The organism is Blastocatellia bacterium (genome assembly GCA_035275065.1).
Lineage (GTDB): Bacteria > Acidobacteriota > Blastocatellia > UBA7656 > UBA7656 > DATENM01.
Genome location: DATENM010000066.1, coordinates 67501 through 85011, shown reverse-complemented (window position 1 = coordinate 85011; position 17511 = coordinate 67501). Strand labels below are relative to the sequence as shown.

General features: G+C 62.5%; 14 protein-coding genes. 10 read left to right on the top strand and 4 right to left on the bottom strand.

The features are described from left to right. Nucleotides 1-59: 59 nt before the first annotated feature. The gene (locus VJ464_16665; protein HKQ06769.1) at nt 60-806 is read right to left on the bottom strand and encodes an arylamine N-acetyltransferase; all 747 of its coding nucleotides are present in this window, start codon (nt 804-806) and stop codon (nt 60-62) included. A 193-nt stretch (nt 807-999) separates the two neighbouring features. Here VJ464_16665 and VJ464_16660 point away from each other — a divergent pair, with 193 nt between their 5' ends. Genes VJ464_16660 through VJ464_16645 form a run of 4 tightly spaced genes read left to right on the top strand, consistent with a single transcriptional unit; the run spans nt 1000 to nt 5035 of the window. Then, complete coding sequence (locus VJ464_16660; GenBank protein ID HKQ06768.1) at nt 1000-3291, top strand: xanthine dehydrogenase family protein molybdopterin-binding subunit; 2292 nt, start codon at nt 1000-1002, stop codon at nt 3289-3291. Next, nucleotides 3288-3749, top strand: a complete 462-nt coding sequence (locus VJ464_16655) for a (2Fe-2S)-binding protein (GenBank protein HKQ06767.1) — start codon at nt 3288-3290, stop codon at nt 3747-3749. Before VJ464_16660 ends, VJ464_16655 begins: the two co-directional genes overlap by 4 nt. 4 nt (nt 3750-3753) lie before the next feature. Next, entirely contained in the window at nt 3754-4152 is a 399-nt protein-coding gene (locus VJ464_16650; protein ID HKQ06766.1) for a hypothetical protein, read from the top strand. A 25-nt stretch (nt 4153-4177) separates the two neighbouring features. Further along, a complete protein-coding gene (locus tag VJ464_16645; GenBank protein ID HKQ06765.1) occupies nt 4178-5035 on the top strand; it encodes a xanthine dehydrogenase family protein subunit M in 858 nt (285 codons plus the stop codon). Nucleotides 5036-5148: 113 nt separating this feature from the next. On the opposite strand, the gene VJ464_16640 is transcribed toward VJ464_16645, so the two are convergent. After that, nucleotides 5149-5583: a DUF3828 domain-containing protein gene (locus VJ464_16640; GenBank protein HKQ06764.1), complete on the bottom strand. Its 435-nt coding sequence runs from the start codon at nt 5581-5583 to the stop codon at nt 5149-5151. 42 nt (nt 5584-5625) lie between these two features. Further along, nucleotides 5626-7212 carry a M1 family aminopeptidase gene (locus tag VJ464_16635; GenBank protein HKQ06763.1) on the bottom strand — a complete coding sequence of 529 codons (1587 nt, stop codon included), beginning with the start codon at nt 7210-7212 and terminating at the stop codon, nt 5626-5628. 244 nt (nt 7213-7456) lie between these two features. On the opposite strand from VJ464_16635, the gene VJ464_16630 reads away from it, so the two are divergent. From VJ464_16630 to ssnA, 4 genes are all read left to right on the top strand, one after another. Next, complete coding sequence (locus tag VJ464_16630) at nt 7457-9661, top strand: BACON domain-containing protein (protein HKQ06762.1); 2205 nt, start codon at nt 7457-7459, stop codon at nt 9659-9661. Nucleotides 9662-9798: 137 nt separating this feature from the next. Then, nucleotides 9799-10842 (top strand): cysteine synthase A, encoded by a 1044-nt coding sequence (gene cysK, locus VJ464_16625; GenBank protein ID HKQ06761.1) that lies wholly within the window; start codon nt 9799-9801, stop codon nt 10840-10842. A 155-nt stretch (nt 10843-10997) separates the two neighbouring features. After that, nucleotides 10998-12227, top strand: a complete 1230-nt coding sequence (locus tag VJ464_16620) for a threonine synthase (GenBank protein ID HKQ06760.1) — start codon at nt 10998-11000, stop codon at nt 12225-12227. Nucleotides 12228-12240: 13 nt separating this feature from the next. Continuing rightward, on the top strand, nt 12241-13593 hold the full coding sequence (ssnA, locus tag VJ464_16615) for a putative aminohydrolase SsnA (GenBank protein HKQ06759.1): 1353 nt from the start codon (nt 12241-12243) through the stop codon (nt 13591-13593). Between the two features lie 33 nt (nt 13594-13626). Here ssnA and VJ464_16610 read toward each other — a convergent pair whose 3' ends face one another. Then, nucleotides 13627-14646: a DUF5829 family protein gene (locus tag VJ464_16610; protein HKQ06758.1), complete on the bottom strand. Its 1020-nt coding sequence runs from the start codon at nt 14644-14646 to the stop codon at nt 13627-13629. A 54-nt stretch (nt 14647-14700) separates the two neighbouring features. On the opposite strand from VJ464_16610, the gene VJ464_16605 reads away from it, so the two are divergent. After that, nucleotides 14701-15141 (top strand): hypothetical protein, encoded by a 441-nt coding sequence (locus VJ464_16605; protein ID HKQ06757.1) that lies wholly within the window; start codon nt 14701-14703, stop codon nt 15139-15141. A gap of 144 nt (nt 15142-15285) precedes the next feature. Beyond that, complete coding sequence (locus VJ464_16600; protein ID HKQ06756.1) at nt 15286-17499, top strand: TonB-dependent receptor; 2214 nt, start codon at nt 15286-15288, stop codon at nt 17497-17499. Nucleotides 17500-17511 lie beyond the last annotated feature (12 nt).

Genomic DNA, 17511 nt, shown 5'->3' with positions numbered 1-17511 from the left:
AGCGGCGCGCGCTACAGATCGGTGTGGTGATTGAAAGTCGGGCCTGGCCGTGCCGGGATTTATAATACGACGCCGAACTGCTCGCGCAAAATCGCCGCGATCTCTAATTCGTCGGTTAGCTCGCGCTCCGTGCGCTCGCCGCCCGCCGTAGTAATCAAGCGATTGTTCGTCAGCGTCACGCGCCCGTCTACGGTTGCCAGCGAGCAAGTGCGCTTTTGCGTGAACGACGACAGCGGCGAGGTCTGATGATAGCGGCACATCTCCTGATAATCGCCGTACTCGTAAGCCTGCAAGGGGAAACGATACTCCGGCAGCCATCGGTCGCCGGCGCGCTGCTCAAGGATGTGATGCTCGCCGTCCTGACGTATGCGGTACGAGCCAAAAGCCTGCGCCTGCTCGCCCTCTTCAGCAAGGCGCAGCGGCTCGCGGAAGCCTTCGCCAAAACCGACGTCTGCAAGCCACAGCTCATCCAGCTCGACCAGCAGTGCCATGTGATCGAATAGCGGGCCGAAGCTACCATCAGCCCGTCCGACACCCGCAGCCAGCTTCTTGACGTTGAACCCCAGCTCGCTGAGCAGCGCCGCGAACGCGCCATTCAATTCGTAACAGAAGCCGCCGCGCCGGCGCTCGACCACCTTGGCATACAAACGCTCGTCGTCCAGCACGATCTCGCGCCCGAGATGAATGTCGAGATTCTCGAACGGCACCGCCAGCAGATGCGCGCGGTGCAGGTCGCGCAGGGTTGCGGCGGTCGGCTCAATCGCGCCGTGATAATTGATGCGCTCAAGATAAGCCGTTACGTTCATGCAAAGAAGGATTTCACGGCAGCCACAGCTTTTGCAACCGCAGGCTTCCTGGGAGCGCAGGCATCCTGCCTGCTGGCCTTACGCTTGCGAACGTATGCAGGCTAGAAGCCTGCGCTCCCAGGAGCTTGCAACCACCGACTTGTCAGTGTGAGGCCGGGCGCGTAAACTAGGGCGCATCTCTGGAGGCTTGTGAATGGCAGTCGGGCAAAATGTCTTACGCAAAGAGGGCGTCGAGAAGGTGACGGGCGCGGCCCGTTACATAGACGACATCGCGCTCGACCGCATGATGTACGGCAAGACGATTCGCAGCCGCGTCGCTCGCGGCCACATCAAAGCCATCACCTTTGATCCGAGCTACGACTGGTCACGCACAGTCATTGCCGATTACCGCGACATCCCCGGCGCCAACTATGTCGCGCTGATTGAAAACGATCAGCCGCTGCTCGCCGAATCCTTGATCCGCCATCATGCCGAGCCCATCCTACTGATTGCCGCCGAAAGCAAAGCCGAAGCCGAAGCCGCCGCGCGCCACATTCGCATCGAATATGATGAGCTGCCGCCGGTCTTGACTATCGAAGCGGCGCTTGCCGGCAGCGAGATAATCTACCCGCCCGACAACATCTTCAAGCGCTTCCTGATCGGGCGCGGCGACATCGATGGAGGCTTTGCGCGCGCCGACCTGATCGTTGAAGGCGAATACCGCGTGCCGCATCAGGAACAGCTCTACATCGAGCCGCAAGGCATGATCGCCATTCCCGACAATGGCGCGATGACGGTTATGGGCTCGATGCAGTGCCCTTACTATATTCACAAGGCGCTCAAGCAATTGTTCAATCTCGCCGACGAGCAGGCGATTGTCATTCAGACGACGACCGGCGGCGGCTTTGGCGGCAAGGAAGAGTATCCTTCGGTGATCGCCGCGCACGCCGCTTTGCTGGCGCACAAGGCGGGTCGCCCGGTGAAGCTCATCTATGACCGCGCCGAAGACATCGCCGCAACCACCAAGCGCCATCCCGGTATCATTCGCCACCGCACAGGCGTCCGCCGCGACGGCACGCTCACCGCGAGCGAGATAGACATCGTGATAGACGGCGGCGCTTACGTGACGTTGACCCCCGTCGTCTTGTCGCGCGGCGCGATTCACGCGCTCGGCCCCTACGCTTGCGACAACGTCCGCATCACGGCGCGCGCGGTCGCCACCAACACGCCGCCCAACGGCGCGTTTCGCGGCTTCGGCGCGCCGCAGGTCGCCTTCGCTTACGAGATGCACATGGAGAAGATCGCCGCGACGCTCGGCATCGCGCCGCTTGAGCTGCGCCGCATCAACATGCTCGGCGAAGGCGGCGTAACCGCGACGGGGCAGCGCCTGACGGTGAGCGTCGGCGCGCGTGAGGTGCTCGATGCCGCGATTGAAAGCTCGGACTATCACGAGAAGCGCGCCGCGGCTCACGCCTTCAATCAGCAAATGGAAGACGCATTACAATCCGCGAGCCCGCCGGCGGACAACAAGCGGCGCGGCGTCGGCTTGTCGTTCTTCTTTCACGGCGCGGGCTTCACCGGCAGCGGCGAAGCGCGGATGAAAGCCAGGGCCGGCGTCGAGATCACTCGTGATGGCGGCGCGCGTATCCTTACGGGCTCGACTGAAATCGGCCAGGGCGTGCGGACGATCTTCTGCCAGATCGTCGCCGACGAGCTCGGTATGGCTTTCGATCAAGTCGAGATCGAAGAGGCCGACACCTCGAAGGTGCCCGACAGCGGGCCGACGGTCGCTTCGCGGACGACGATGGTCGTCGGTCGCGTCGTGCAACTGGCGGCGCGCGAGGCGAAAGAGAAGCTGACGCGCTTTGTCGCCGAGCGCTTCGGCGCGGCGGAAGCCGCGTTGATTAAAGGCCGCTTTATGGCGGGCGATACATGGTTAGCCGACTTCGACGAGATGCTGCGCGAATACGTCGCGCAGCACGGCTCGCTGGTCGCTTACGCGCAATATGCCAGCCCGCCGGGCATCCATTGGGACGACGAGACCTATTCGGGCGACGCTTACCCGGTCTATTCCTGGGGCGCTGAAGTCGCCGAAGTCGAAGTCGACCTGGACACCTGCGAAGTCATTGTTACCCACATCACGACGGCGCAAGACATCGGGCGAGCGATCAACCCTGTGCTTGCCGCCGGGCAGATCGAAGGCGGCACATTGCAAGCGGTCGGCTATGGCTTGCTCGAAGAGGTGGTGTGGGACAAAGGCCGCGTCGTCAATAATCGCTTGACGAATTACATCATCCCGACCGCGCTCGACGCGCCGGAGATGCAAACGATCATCGTCGAGAAGGCGTACCCGCACGGCCCGTTCGGGGCTAAAGGCGTCGGCGAATTGCCGATGGACGGCGGCGCTCCGGCCATCGCCGCGGCGGTCTTTGACGCGACGGGCGCGTTCCTCAGCGAAATCCCCATCACCCCCGAACGCTTGCAGGCGGCGCTGGAAGAAGCATGAGAATCACGTTTCACATCAACGGCAGCGAGCGCGAGGTGGATGAGCCGCCAATGCGGCGCGCGCTTGACGTGCTGCGCGAAGCGTTGCGGCTGACGGGCACCAAGGAAGGCTGCGGCGAAGGCGAGTGCGGCGCTTGCTCGATTCTGGTTGACGGCGAAGTCGTCAACTCATGTCTCATCCCCATCTGCCAGTTGCAAAGCACACGCATCATCACGGTCGAAGGGCTGGCGCGCGATGATCGCTTCGACCCGCTTCAGCAAGCCTTTCTCGAAACCGGCGGCGCGCAGTGCGGCATCTGCACGCCCGGCATGTTGATTGCGGCGCGCGCCCTGCTTGATGCGCGCCCCAACCCGACACGCGACGAGATTAAAGAAGCCATTGCCGGCAATCTCTGCCGCTGCACCGGCTATGTAAAAATCATTGACGCCATCGAACAGGCCGCCAAAACAAAGAGGTAAGCGAATGGATGACGAATTACGAGAACTCCGCGAGCGCGTGACGCGGATGAGCGACGCCGAGTTGTGGCGCATGGTCGGCAAAGATCGTCGCGAGTACCGCGCCGAAGCCGTGCAGTTCGCCCGCGAAGAACTCGACGCGCGCCAACTCACCGAATCGGCTGAAGCCGATGACGATGAGGGTGACGACGAATCGAATGCGAGCGCGGCCAATGGCGCGGCAGTCGCGCATCAGCCGTGCAACGTTTGCGGCGGCATGATGCGCCGGGCGGCGCTGTTTGCCGACCGCGAGATCACCGTCTACTTCGACGACACCGAAGAAGAGCGCTTCGTCGAAGCCGAAGTGTGCAGCGCCTGTGGCAACGTGCGGCTGATGGTTGACCTGGACACAGACGTTCAGGAATGACGCTCGCCCGCTTGCGTGATGGCTTATGACCGAAACCCCGACCGCTTATTCAGTTGAAACGCTCGCCGAAGCTTACGCCGTGTTGGCCGAGCAAGGCAGCCGTGTGCGGGTGATCGCCGGGGGCACCGACCTGATGGTCTTGATGAACGCGCAGCAGCTCGCCGCGGCGAGCTTTCTCGACATCTGGCGCGTCGGCGAATTGCGCGGCATCAGCGACGAAGGCGACAACCTGCGCATCGGCGCGCTGACGACTTACACTGAATTGATCCGCTCACCGCTCATCCAAGCGCATGCCCCGTCACTGATCGCGGCATCGCGCACCATCGGCGCAGTGCAGATTCAAAATCGCGGCACGCTTGGCGGCAATATCGTCAACGGCTCGCCGGCAGGCGATAGCTTACCGGTGCTGGCGGCTTATGATGCCGAGCTGGAGATTGGCAGTATTCGCGGCGGGCGGCGCGTGGCGTTCAACACGTTTTACACGGGCTATCGCCAGACGGTGCTGGCGGCAGACGAGCTACTGGTCGCCGTGCGCTTGCCGAAGCTGACGGCGGGCGAGCGCGATTTCTTCTTCAAAGTCGGCACGCGGCGCGCCCAGGCCATCTCGAAAGTCGTGATGGCGGCCCGCGCCCAGGCAAGCGGGAGGGTGATCGAAGCGATTCGCATCGCCATCGGCAGCGTCGCGCCGACCGTCATTCGCGCGCCCCAGACCGAAGCCCTGCTTACGGGACAAACGATCTCACCCGACCTCATCAAGCGAGCGCAAGCGGCGATTGCCGGCGAAGTCTCGCCCATCACCGACCTGCGCTCGACCGAGTATTATCGCCGCACGGTGACTGGCACGGTGCTGGCGAAATACCTGAGGCGGCTCGGCAGTGATTGAGTGAGACCTGGGAGCGCGGGCGTCTCGCCCGCCGGTCTTGCGCTTGCGCGAAGCGGCGGGCGAGACGCCCGCGCTCCCAAGCTGCAAGCTAACCGCCTTGCGCGACAGCCGCTTTAATTATCCAGCCCTTTGACGCGATCAACCTTCCACGTGCCGGCTTCCTGCTTGAGCGTCAGTTGCAGGTGGCGGCTCATCTGCGGGCCGGTGAGCGCGACCTTCGCCGTCGCAATGGTCGTCTTGACGACGACGTTCGACACCGTGATGTTCTTCTCCCAATCCTTGTCCCAGTCCTGCGCGTCAATAAAGTAATCGCCGTCCAGCCCGTCCGGCCCTTTCGCCATGCGGTCAATCGCCGCGATCAAGCGCGCCGTCACATACTTGCGCATCACAGGACGCTCGCCGGTCAGCGGGTCTTTTTCTTGATTGAGCGCGTGAACGTACCACTGATAAAACTCGCGGATCACCACATCCGGCGTGCGTGCGGGTACGGCGACGGCTTGCGCCAGCGATGGCGCGGCAACAATCAAGGCAAACAGGACTAACATCATCACTCGCAATCTCATTAACGAAGCTCGCATTTCCCTGCTCTCCTATTCTTCTTTCAATGTCGCAACCTTGAGCAGCCATTCGTCGGGATCGATCACGACGCGCGGCGGCTTGCGGTCAAGCTTGAACGTGAAGGTCTGCTCGCGCTCCTTGACTTCGACGGTCTCGCGCCGCGCTTTGTTGTCTGCGGCGAATTCGATTTCCACAGGCATCTGAAAAAGCGCCGCCTGCTTCTGCGTGATGCGCAGCCGCAACTCGCCATTGTCCCAGTGCCACGCCGCATCATAGACCGGATAGCCCGCGCCGTAGATCCATTGCTTGAAAAACCAGTCGAGCTCGCGGCCGGCGGCGCGCTCCATGGCGCTCTGAAAGTCTGCGGTCAGCGCATTGCGGTCTCGATAAGCGCGGTAGTAGTCGCGTATCCCCGCGAAGAATTTCTGATCGCCCATCAGGTGCCGCAGCATATGCAAGACCCAGCCGCCCTTCTGATAGTTATTCGCATTCAACAGCGCGAACAGGTCGGTGAGGCTCGGATCATAAATCGGGCGCGGGTTGCTGCCGTAGGCTTGCAGGTAAGCCGCTTTGTCGTCGAGCATCTCGCGGACGAATCGCTCGCGCCCCTCGGCATGCTCGAAGAACAGCTTTTCAAAGTAGGTCGCAAAGCCTTCACTCAGCCACAGGTGGTGCCAATCGCTTTCGGTCACCGAATCGCCAAACCACTGGTGAGCGATTTCGTGGGCCACCGTCTTTTCCAGCTTGCCGCTGCCGTTGAAGGCTTTTTCGTCAAAGAAGATGGCACTCGAATTCTCCATGCCGCCAAAGCGCGTCGAAGATTCGACCAGCGCCAGCTTCTCGAACGGGTAAGGGCCGATCAGGTTTTCGTAAAACGCCAGCATCCGCAAGGCGCGGCCAAAGTCTTTCAAGCCGCCCACGCGGTCTTTCGGGTAGAGGTAATAAGTCAGCCGCGTGCCGTTCCACGTGCCGGCGTTGATGACAGCGAACTCGGTCGCGCCAATCACCATGCAGTAAGTCGGAATGGGCGTGGCTTCGCGCCAGTGCGTCAGCCGCGTGCCATCCTGATTGTTCGTCGTTTCGATGAGCGCGCCGTTGGCAATCACGTCGTAGCGCGCCGGCGCGGTGACGAAGAATTCGACCGTCGCTTTGTCGTAAGGATGATCTATGGCGGGGAACCAGTGGTGGGCGCGGTTCGGCCAGTTGTCGGCAAACGCCGCGCGGTCGCCGAATTTGTTGGCCTTGATAAACAGGCCGTCTTTCGGCGAGCCGTGATAGCGCAGGCGGACGCGGCACTGCTCACCCCGATGATACGCATCCGCGAGCTGTACCGTGAGCCGGTCGCCCGCTTGCGTAAACGTCGCGGCGCGGTCGCCGACGCTCACCGCATCAACCGCGAGGTCTGCAAAATCGAGCGTGATGCTTTTCAGGTTTTCTTCGTTGATGGCGAAGAGAATTTCGGTGTCGCCGCGAATCTGAGCACCGGCCTCTTGCAGCTCAAGCCGTATGCGGTAATCCAGGGCGTCAATGGCCGGAACGCGCGTGTAGGTGTCGCGCGCCGGCGCCGGCACGAGCGTCAGCCAAACCAGCGCCATGGCCAAACCGAGGAAGCGTTTCATTGCCAGGTGATCCTCCGAACCGTCAAAGCGTCTGCGCATCATAAGCCGCCGCGGTCGCCGCGCGCAACCACCCGGCAAACTCCGGCGGCGCGCCGGCGACGGAATGTTGCGCTGCCGGCCCGTCGTTTGCGATACTTGGCTCGCCGAACCGTTCGCCCCCGTGTCCAGAATTTGTCCCGACTTTCTCGTGTGCCCGGCGTCTAAACCGTAGACACAACAAAACGCTCCGCAGAGGTTACAAGGAATGAATCGAGCCAGATCGCTTGCGGTCGTCTGTCTCACGCTGATTGTCACCCTCGCCGGCGGCCTGTTCGACCTGGGCCGCGCCGCCAACCCACGCGGGCCCCTGCCGCGCTCGGCCGCCGCGACGCCTGTGAGCGTCCTGACTCATCACAACGACCGCCAGCGCACCGGCGCTAACCTGCTGGAGACGACGCTGACGACGGCCAATGTCGAGGTCAATCAGTTCGGCAAGCTCTTTACGCGCACGGTCAGCGGCTACATTTATGCGCAGCCGCTCGTCGCCACAAACGTCAACCTGCCGGGCGTCGGCGCGCGCAACATCGTCTACGTCGCCACCGAGAGCAACAACGTTTATGCCTTTGACGCGGACGATTCGGACGCCGCCTCGCCTTACTGGCAGATCAACCTCGGCGTGCCGATGCCGAGCGACGACATCTTTCCGGGCTATCACGACCTCACCCCTGAAATCGGCATCACCGCGACGCCAGTGATCGATGCGGCGAGCAACACGATCTACGTCGTGGCTAAGACCAAGGAGGTCGCAACCGCCACTTATCACCACCAGTTGCACGCGCTTGATCTGGCGACCGGCGGCGAGAAATTCGGCGGCCCGATTGAGATCAACGCCAGTGTCCCTGGCACCGGCAGCGGCAGCAAAAACGGCATGGTCGCCCTGGATCACCTGCACCAGTTGAACCGCCCCGGTCTGCTGCTGCTCAACAATGTGGTTTACATCGCCTTTGGCTCGCACGGCGACGCCGACCCCTATCACGGCTGGGTGCTCGGCTACGACGCGACGACCTTGCAGCAGGTAGCGGTCTTCAACACGACGCCCGACGGCGCCGAAGCCGCCATCTGGCAGGGCGGGCAAGGGCTGGCCGCCGACCCCACAGGCAATATCTATCTGGTAACGGGCAACGGCTCGTTCGACGTAGATCAGGGGGGCCGCAGTTACGGCAACGCCGTCATCAAGCTGAACGGCATGGGAGGGCTGACCGTCGCCGACTGGTTCGTCCCTTACAACGTTGATCAGCTCAAGTGGCAGAAGCCAGCAAGGGTCGGCAAGGCGGTCGCGCCGAAGAACCTTTACGACATTGATCTGGGGGCCGGCGGGCCGCTGGTGTTGCCGGGAACCAACCTGCTGTTGATCGTCGGCAAAGATCATGTGCTGCGGCTGTTCGACCGCAACAACCTCGGCCACTACTCCGCGGATCACAATGCGAATATGCAGGAGTTCTCGGCGACGAGCTCGCTTTTCATGGGCGCGCCGATCTACTGGAACGGCGGCGACGGGCCGCAGATTTATTTATGGGGCGCGGGCGATCACTTGAAAGCCTACCGCCTGATCGACGGCCTGTTCGAGACAACGCCGGCATCGCAAAGCACGTTTGCGGGCGTCTTCGGTTACTCGAACTCGGCGCCGCTGTCTTTAACGGCCAACGGCATCCAGGCGGGCAGCGGCATCGTCTGGGCGCTGTGCGCTTATAGCGGCGATGCCAACGGACAGACGGTGCCGGGCATCCTGCGGGCTTTCGACGCCACAGACCTTTCAAGAGAGTTGTGGAACAGCAAGCAGAACGCGGCGCGCGACGACATCGGCAGCTTTGCCAAGTTCAACCCGCCGACCATCGCCAACGGCAAAGTCTACGTGCCGACCTTTTCGGGCCAGCTTCATGTTTACGGCCTGCTGCCGGTGATCGCCCCGGTCGGCGCGGCCTTTGAGGAGTCAGGCGACGAAGGGCGCATCCAGGTCAGCGCGACGCCGGGGATTCACTGGACGGCGCAAACGACCGACCCCTGGATCATGCTCAAGACGGCGAGCGGCAACGGCGACGGCGAAGTCACCTACATCGTCAGAGACAACTTTGCCGGCAGCCCGCGCGCAGGAACGATCAGCGTCGCCGGCAGAACCTTTACGATTGAACAGGCGGGCAATATAGAGGCCGATTGCGCCTACGCGATTGCCCCGTCTTACACGACGGTCGCGGCGCAGGGCGGCGGCGGCGGCATCAATGTCTCTACGCAGGCGCATTGCAGCTGGCAGGCTGAGAGCAATGTGAGCTGGATCACTATCACCTCAGTCTGTTGCGGCATCGGCAATGGCCAGGTCACCTATACGGTCGCCGCCAACACCGGCGCGGGGGGACGAAAAGGCATCATCACCGTCGGCTCGCAGAGCTTCGCCGTCAAGCAGGCCGGCCCGTGAGCCGCGCCCCAATCACCTGATCCGTCAAATAATCCGCCTAGGCAGTCCGCGCCTCCGTCTGCTAGAGTAGCGCCGAAAGCAGCTCCTGAAGCAAGCAGCGCGACCGACAGAGAAAGGAACCCGCAAGCGGACGGCTTATGCTCAAATGGGACCGCAATCGCAAAACCGCCAAATCAATTCTCGACCGCATCGGCTACACGCCGATGGTGCGCCTGAACCGCGTCACCGCCGAGGTTGAGCCGGAAATCTGCGTCAAGCTCGAATACTTCAGCCCTTCGGGATCGCTCAAGGATCGCATCTACCTGAACATGATCGAAAAGGCCGAGCGCCGCGGCGACCTGAAAAAAGGCATGACGATACTGGAATGCTCGACCGGCAACGCCGGCATCGCCTGCTCGTTTGTCGCCGCGGTTAAAGGCTACCCGTGCGTCATCGTCATGCCCGAGGGCATGAGCGAGGAGCGCAAGAAGATGGCCGTAGCTTACGGCACCGAAATGGTCTATACGCCGGGCGGCGAGTCTGACGTTGATCTCGCCTTGCAACGGCTTGAAGAGATACGCCAGCAAGACCCCGCGAAATACTGGATGCCGTCGCAGTTCGACAACCCCAATAACATCAAGGCGCATTACAAGACGACCGGCCCGGAAATCTGGGAACAGACGCGCGGCAAGATTAACGCCTATGTCGCCACGCAAGGCACCGGCGGCCAGCTCACAGGCATTGGCCGCTACCTGCGCGAGCGGAAGAAAGGTGTGAAGCTCTATGCCGGCGAGCCTGCCGAATGCCCGCTGCTCTCCCGCCGCGAGTGGGGCGAGCACAAGATCGAAGGCATCGGCGACGGCTTTGTGCCGCGCGACCTCGATCTCAGCCTGCTGAGCGGCGTCGTCACGATCACTTCCGAAGAAGCGATCACTATGGCGCGGCGGCTGGCGCGAGAAGAAGGCATCTTCTGCGGCATCTCGTCGGGCGCGAATGTCGTCGCGGCGATCAAGGTGGCCAAGCGGCACCCGAAGATGCGGCGCATCGTCACCATGATCTGTGACACGGGCCAGCGTTACTTCTCGACCGAGCTATGCGGCTCGCCCAAGCATGTCGAGTCGCCCGTGCGCGAGCACCCGGTGGACGACTACACACGCGAGCAGTTGGACAAATATCAAAGCACGTGGGAAATCATTGAGTAGGAGGCAGGAGGCAGGAAGCAGGAGGCAGGAGGTGACGAACGATTTAGCATCCTTCAAGCCTAATGTTGCAATCTCAAAGACAAAGGCTCATTCTTTCCGTTACTGCTTCCTGCCTCCTGCTTCCTGCCTCCTGCCTCCTTGAGTCTCAGACCAGCATGAGCAACCTAATTGGCTTCAGATGCTTTGAATGTGGGCGGCAGTTTCGCCGGGATGAAGTTGAATACGTCTGCGCCGCGTGCGGCGGCAATCTCGACGTGCTTTATGATTATGACGCGGTCGGCGCGCGACTGACGAAAGCGCGGCTGGCGGCAAATCACGACTTCTCGATGTGGCGCTACCGCCCGCTCTTGCCAGTAGCTGATTCGTCACCTGTGCCGCCGCTCGCCGTCGGCTGGACGCCGCTCTACGATTGCCCGCCGCTCGCCGCCGAGCTATCGATCAAACAGCTCTTCATCAAAGACGACGGGCGCAACCCGACCGCTTCATTCAAAGATCGGCCAAGCGCGCTCGCCGTCGTCAAAGCCGTCGAAGCGCAAGCCTCTATCATTACCACCGCCTCGTCGGGCAACGCCGGCAGCGCGCTCGCAGGAATGTGCGCCAGCACGGGGATGCGCTCGGTCATCTTCGTGCCGGCCTCCGCGCCCGCGGCCAAGGTCGCGCAACTGGTCATCTACGGCGCCAGAGTGGTGCTGGTCGAAGGCACCTATGACCAAGCGTACGACCTCTGCCTTGCCGCCGCCGCTCGCTTCAACTGGTATCAACGCAGCACAGGCTTCAACCCCTACACGCGCGAAGGCAAGAAGACGGCGGCGCTGGAAATCTGCGAGCAGCTCGACTGGCAGGTGCCCGACAAAATTCTGGTCAGCGTCGGCGATGGCAACATCATTAGCGGACTGTGGAAAGGCTTCAATGATTTTCACCGCCTCGGCTTCATTGACCGATTGCCGCAACTGATCGGCGTGCAGGCGGCGGCCGCGCCGGCCATCGTTGACGCCGCGAATTCGGATGGCGTGGTGCGCAACGGCGCGGCGCACACGATTGCCGACAGCATCAACGTCGGTCAGCCGCGCGACGGGCGCGCCGCTGTGCGGGCGATTCGCGAGTCGGGCGGCTGCGGGGTCAAAGTCACAGACGACGAGATGCTTGCCGCCATGGCCAGGCTTGCGCGCGCCACCGGCGTGTTCGCAGAACCGGCTGCTACAGCCAGTTTCGCGGGATTGGTGAAGCTCTGTGACGCCGGCACAGTGGCCGCCGACGAGCGCGTGCTGCTGGTGATTACCGGCAACGGCTTGAAAGACATCGAGTCAGCGCGCCGCGCCGTGAGCGAGCCGCTGCGCGTGCGTCCCGATTTAGACGAGTTCATCGAGTTGTTTGCGCGCGGCTGAAACGATCATTCCTATGAGCCCACATCCGCCCAAAAGTTACCTGCTGAAATCCGCAACCCTGTTGAGGCTGGCGCCAGCCGCGGTCGAGCGCGCCGACCTGCGCATACGGGATGGTCGCATCGTCAAACGCGGCACACGCTTGCGCGCCAGCGCCGATGATGAAGTGATTGACCTGAGCGGCAAGCTCCTGCTTCCCGGCATGGTCTGCGCCCACACCCATCTGTATTCGGCGCTGGCGCGTGGCATGCCCGCGCCGCCGCGTGTGCCTGCGAACTTTCGCGAGATTCTTGAGCTGGTCTGGTGGCGGCTGGATCGCGCGCTCGATGAAGAGACGATCTATTGGAGCGCCGTCGCCGGCGCAATGGATGCGGCGCGCGCCGGCACGACCTGCCTGTTCGATCATCACGCCTCGCCTTCGCACATCAAAGGCTCGCTCAGCATCGTGCAGGAAGCCATGGCCGCCATCGGTCTGCGCGGCGCACTCTGTTACGAGATCACCGACCGCGGCGGCGCCCGCAAGCGCATGGCTGGCATCAACGAAACACGCGACTTCGCGCGCTGGACGAACGCGCCGGGGCAAGCATCGACGGCGACCCGTTCCGACCGTCAGTTTCGCGCCCTGGTTGGCGCGCACGCTTCCTTCACGCTGTCTGATGAAGCGTTGGCCGCCTGCGCCGAGATGATCCGAGAAACCGGCGCGGGATTGCACATCCACGTCGCAGAAGATGGCTATGACGTGGTACACGCGCGGGCAAACTATGGCCTGGGTGTGGTCGAACGGCTGGCCCGTTTCGACGCCTTGAACGATCAAACGATTCTGGCGCACGGCGTACACCTGAGCAAACGCGACATCCGCATCGCCCGCCATGCCGGCGCATGGTTTGCCCACAATCCGCGCTCGAACATGAATAACCAGGTCGGCTATGCGCCGGTCGCTGAGTTCGGCGAGCGCGTCGTGATGGGCACGGATGGCATCGGCGCGGATATGTTCGACGAAGCGCGCTTCGCTTTCTTCAAAGGCAGCGACGCGCGGCTGCCGCGTGGCGCGGGCGACTGGCTGTCGGTGCTGGCGAACAATCAGCGGCTGGCCTCGCAAACTTTCGGCGTCGAGATGGGAACGCTCGACGAAAATGCTGCGGCCGATCTTGTGGTGATGGACTATCGCAGGCCGACGCCGCTCACGGCTGAAAACCTCGCCGGGCATTTCATGTTTGGCATGAGCTCAGCGATGATCGAGAGCGTCATGGTCGCGGGACGTTTCATCATTCGCGACCGCCGGGCGGCTTACCCGGAAGCGGCGCTGTACGAACGGGCGCAACAGGCGGCGGCCAAGTTGTGGAAAAAACTACAGCGCTCGCGCCCGTGATAAGCGAGATGCGTTTGCTCCTGAAGGGTGTGATTAATCGCTAAACGTCCAGATGGCGGTGCGGTCGGCGTTGAATTGCAAGGCGGTCTTGTCGAAGCGGTAGCGTTGCTCTCCGGTCTTCGCGTGACGCAGCGAGAACTTTACGGCAATGATGCCGCGCGTCTCGGCTTTCGGCTCGACAAAGATGAAGGCGATGCCCGGCCCCTCGCATCGCATCTCGCCGGCGACTACGCGGTAGCCGAACGCCGCGCACATCTTAATCAGGTGGCGGCGTTCGGCTTCGGGCAGAGCGAGCGTGATCTCTTTCACATCTTCGAGGAGCTTCTGTCGGCGGTGATCGTCTTCGCCGATCTTGGCGGCGTAGCGTTCAAGAACCTCGGCGCGGGTGATGCCGCGCGTCGTCGGCTTAAGGTCGCCGTACCAGTCATCGAGAAAATGTTCGCGGTATTCCATCACCCAGGTTTGCAGCAGCGGCGAGGCTTGCCCGGCGTTCGTCATGTAGAACCAGTCTACGTCGCGGTCGCCCGTGCGCCTGGTGACGGGGATTATGGCGACCGGCAGGGCAAGCGTCTTTTCGAGGCGCGGCTTCAAGCGCAGGCTGGCGCCCGCTGCCTCGACGCCAAAGGCGACGCCGCTCGCTCCTACGCTGCGGCCCAGGCTGCCCCCGGCTTCGAAAAATTCGAAGTAGGTATGGGCGCCATAAAAATAACTACCGGTATAGGTCATGTCCTTACGCACAGTGGTGCGCTGCTCGAACGGCGCGAAGGCGTCGCGCAGGAATGGCGACGATTCAATCGCTTTATAACTTTCGGTGTCGAGCGTCAGGAAGAAGTGATTGAGATAAACCGTGTCCATCGTTTCACCGGAGGCCGGCGCGCGCCCTGTGGCCTGCGCCATCACTGCGCCAGCCGTCGTAACCAGCAGCAGCAACCGCGCCGCGAGCTTGATGAGTTGTCGCTTGCTCCACATCTGGCGATCCGCCCGGCTGACGATATGATTCGAAGCCGATTCGCGCATAGCATAACGCGACTTCGGCGAAACGCCAATCGGCAATGATGCGCTCCATTGCATGGCGAGGCGATTGGATTTGAGGTAACATAGCGAGCCATGACGGCAAAGCGGCAAAACCGATATGCAAGCTGGCGGGCGCTCTGGGCGACGCTGGCCCTGCTGTTCGGCGCAATGGCCGCGCCTGTGGCGCTTGCCGGCAGCTCGTCTGTTGATGTCTGCGCGATGGCCTGTTGCGTCGAGAAAGGCCATTGCTGCTGCACGCCACGTCATGCCTTCGTCGAAGGGCGGGCGGCTGACGGCAGGCCGCGCCTCGCCGCCACGGAAATCGCCGCCCCTTGCCCGGAAGGCTGCGCCGCGCCATCGGCCTCTTCCACTTTTTTAAAACGCCAGGCGCTCCGCTCTACTGACCATCGAATCGAATTTGTCGCCGCGTCGTTTAGCCAGATGCCCCTGAGTGGCGCACGGACGCAAGCGACCGCCAGCGCCAGCGCCGCGCCGCGTGCGCCGCCGCCCCTCTCCATCCGTCAAGCCGCGTAATTCTCGCGAATGAATGTTCGCTCGGCGGGCTGCCGAGGGCAGGGCTTTATGGCCTCGCCCGTGCAGTCACATTATCCTGCCTGCGGAGGGGTGCCGGCTGACAATGGCTTTGCCGCAGGATCATCGTTTGATAATGGAGAGACTATGCGCAGGAGAGTGGCCTGTTATTTGATCGTTCTTATTCTGATCTGTCCCTTGCAGACGCTGGCATCGATCTTTGGTGATGTGCGCGGCGTCGTGCGCGACCCGCGGCAGCAAGTGATTGCGGGCGCGACGGTGACGCTGCGCTCGCGCACCTCGGATTTTTCTCAACGCGCACAGACCAGCGACCGCGGCGAGTTCTTCTTTCGCGCCATCCCGCTGGGCGAGTACCTGCTGACTATCGAGGCCAAAGGCTTTCACGCCATCGAGCAGCCGGTCACGGTGATTTCCGGCAGCGCGCCCACGGTTGAGATTCAATTAGAAGTCGCGCCGCTGTCACAGCAGATCAACGTCACGGCCAATCCTGAACAGGTAGCCGCCGAATCGGTCACGCCGACGACGCTGGTCAACCGCGAGCAGATCGCCCGCACGCCCGGAGCCGACCGCAGCAACAGCCTGACAATGATCAGTAATTTCGTGCCCGGCGCGTACACGACGCACGACCAGTTGCACATCCGCGGCGGCCATCAAGTGACATGGCTGGTGGATGGCGTGCCGGTCGCCAACACCAACATCGCCAGCAATGTCGGCTTGCAGTTCGATCCTAAAGACATCGATTACCTGGAGGTCCAGCGCGGCGGCTATTCCGCCGAATACGGCGACCGCACTTATGGCATCTTCAACATCGTGCCGCGCACAGGATTCGAGCGCCACCGCGAAGCCGAGCTGGTGTTGAGCTATGGCAATTACCACCAGACCAACGATCAGATCAACTTCGGCAGCCACACCAAACGCTTCGCCTATTACGCCAGCGTCAATGGCAACCACAGCGACTTCGGTCTTCAGGCGCCGACCGCCGAAGTCTTGCATGACGAAGCGCACGGACTGGGCGGCTTCGCATCCCTGGTCTACGACGCCACGCCGCGCGATCAACTGCGACTGGTCGGCGCGCTGCGCGGCGATCATTACGAAGTGCCGAACGACCCTGAGGCGCAGGCCGCGGGCCAGCGCGACACGGAACGCGAGCGCGATGCGTTTGTGAATTTCTCCTGGGTGCGCACGATCAATTCCAGGCTGCTGCTGACGGTTTCGCCTTTCTATCACTTCAACCGCGCCGACTTTATCGGCGGCAGCACAGACACGCCGGTGATTCCGCAAGAGCGACGCCGCTCGCAGTATGCCGGCGCGCAGCTCACCTTCAGCGCCTTGACGCGCCGCCACGCCGCCAAAGCCGGCTTCTATGGCTTCGACCAGCGCGACGATCATTTCTTCGGCTTGCAGACGACCGGCGGCGAGCGCCCGCCGCTGGCCGAGCGCATCAAGCCTTCGGGCCATCAGGAAGTCGTGTTTGCCGAAGATCAATATAAGCCCGCCGACTGGCTGACGCTGACGGGCGGACTGCGCTTCACGCACTTTGCCGGCGCGCTTACGGAAAACGTCGCCAGCCCACGACTCGGCGCGGCGGTTCGGCTGCCGCGCTTGAACTGGGTCTTGCGCGGCTTTTATGGGCGCTACTATCAAGCGCCGCCGCTGGCGACGGTCTCCGGGCCGCTACTCGAACTGATTGCCGACGAGGGCTTCGCGTTTCTGCCGCTGCACGGCGAGCGCGACGAAGAACAGCAGTTTGGGCTGGCCATTCCCTTCAAAGGCTGGCTGGTGGATGGCGGTTACTTCCGAACTCATGTGAAGAATTTCTTCGATCACAGCGCGATTGGCGAGTCGAACATCTTCGTGCCGCTGACGATTGACCGGGTACGCATTCGCGGCGTCGAATTGACCGTCCATACGCCGAGCGCCTTCAAGCATGGCCATGCTTATCTGACTTACTCGCACCAGCGCATCGAAGGGCGCGGCGCGGCGACCGGCGGCCTGACGGATTTCGAGCCGGGCGACGAGACTTTCTTTCTCGATCACGACCAGCGTCACACGCTGAACGTTGGCGGCGACGTGGTGCTGCCGCGCCGCAGCTATCTAGCGGCAAGCGTGCATTACGGCTCAGGGTTCCTGAATGGCGAGGGGCCGGATCATTTGCCCGGACACGCGACGTTTGACCTATCGGCGGGCAAGACGTTCAGCGAAAGCTGGTCGGCGGCGGTTCACGCGGTGAACGTCGCGGACAATCGTTTCCTGCTCGATAACAGCGAGACGTTCGGCGGCAGACACTTCATGGAGCCGCGCCAGGTCTACGTCGAGCTGCGCTATCGCTTCCATTATTGAGCGAGGCGCGAT

Bases quoted from the DNA above. Each gene is read 5' to 3' on its own strand.
- VJ464_16655 (HKQ06767.1), top strand. From the start codon at position 3,288: ATGAGAATCACGTTTCACATCAACGGCAGCGAGCGCGAGGTGGATGAG.
- VJ464_16665 (HKQ06769.1), bottom strand. From the start codon at position 806: ATGAACGTAACGGCTTATCTTGAGCGCATCAATTATCACGGCGCGATT.
- cysK (HKQ06761.1), top strand. From the start codon at position 9,799: ATGCTCAAATGGGACCGCAATCGCAAAACCGCCAAATCAATTCTCGAC.
- VJ464_16635 (HKQ06763.1), bottom strand. From the start codon at position 7,212: ATGAAACGCTTCCTCGGTTTGGCCATGGCGCTGGTTTGGCTGACGCTC.
- VJ464_16660 (HKQ06768.1), top strand. From the start codon at position 1,000: ATGGCAGTCGGGCAAAATGTCTTACGCAAAGAGGGCGTCGAGAAGGTG.
- VJ464_16620 (HKQ06760.1), top strand. From the start codon at position 10,998: ATGAGCAACCTAATTGGCTTCAGATGCTTTGAATGTGGGCGGCAGTTT.
- VJ464_16640 (HKQ06764.1), bottom strand. From the start codon at position 5,583: ATGATGTTAGTCCTGTTTGCCTTGATTGTTGCCGCGCCATCGCTGGCG.
- VJ464_16605 (HKQ06757.1), top strand. From the start codon at position 14,701: ATGACGGCAAAGCGGCAAAACCGATATGCAAGCTGGCGGGCGCTCTGG.
- VJ464_16630 (HKQ06762.1), top strand. From the start codon at position 7,457: ATGAATCGAGCCAGATCGCTTGCGGTCGTCTGTCTCACGCTGATTGTC.
- VJ464_16650 (HKQ06766.1), top strand. From the start codon at position 3,754: ATGGATGACGAATTACGAGAACTCCGCGAGCGCGTGACGCGGATGAGC.
- VJ464_16600 (HKQ06756.1), top strand. From the start codon at position 15,286: ATGCGCAGGAGAGTGGCCTGTTATTTGATCGTTCTTATTCTGATCTGT.
- VJ464_16645 (HKQ06765.1), top strand. From the start codon at position 4,178: ATGACCGAAACCCCGACCGCTTATTCAGTTGAAACGCTCGCCGAAGCT.
- ssnA (HKQ06759.1), top strand. From the start codon at position 12,241: ATGAGCCCACATCCGCCCAAAAGTTACCTGCTGAAATCCGCAACCCTG.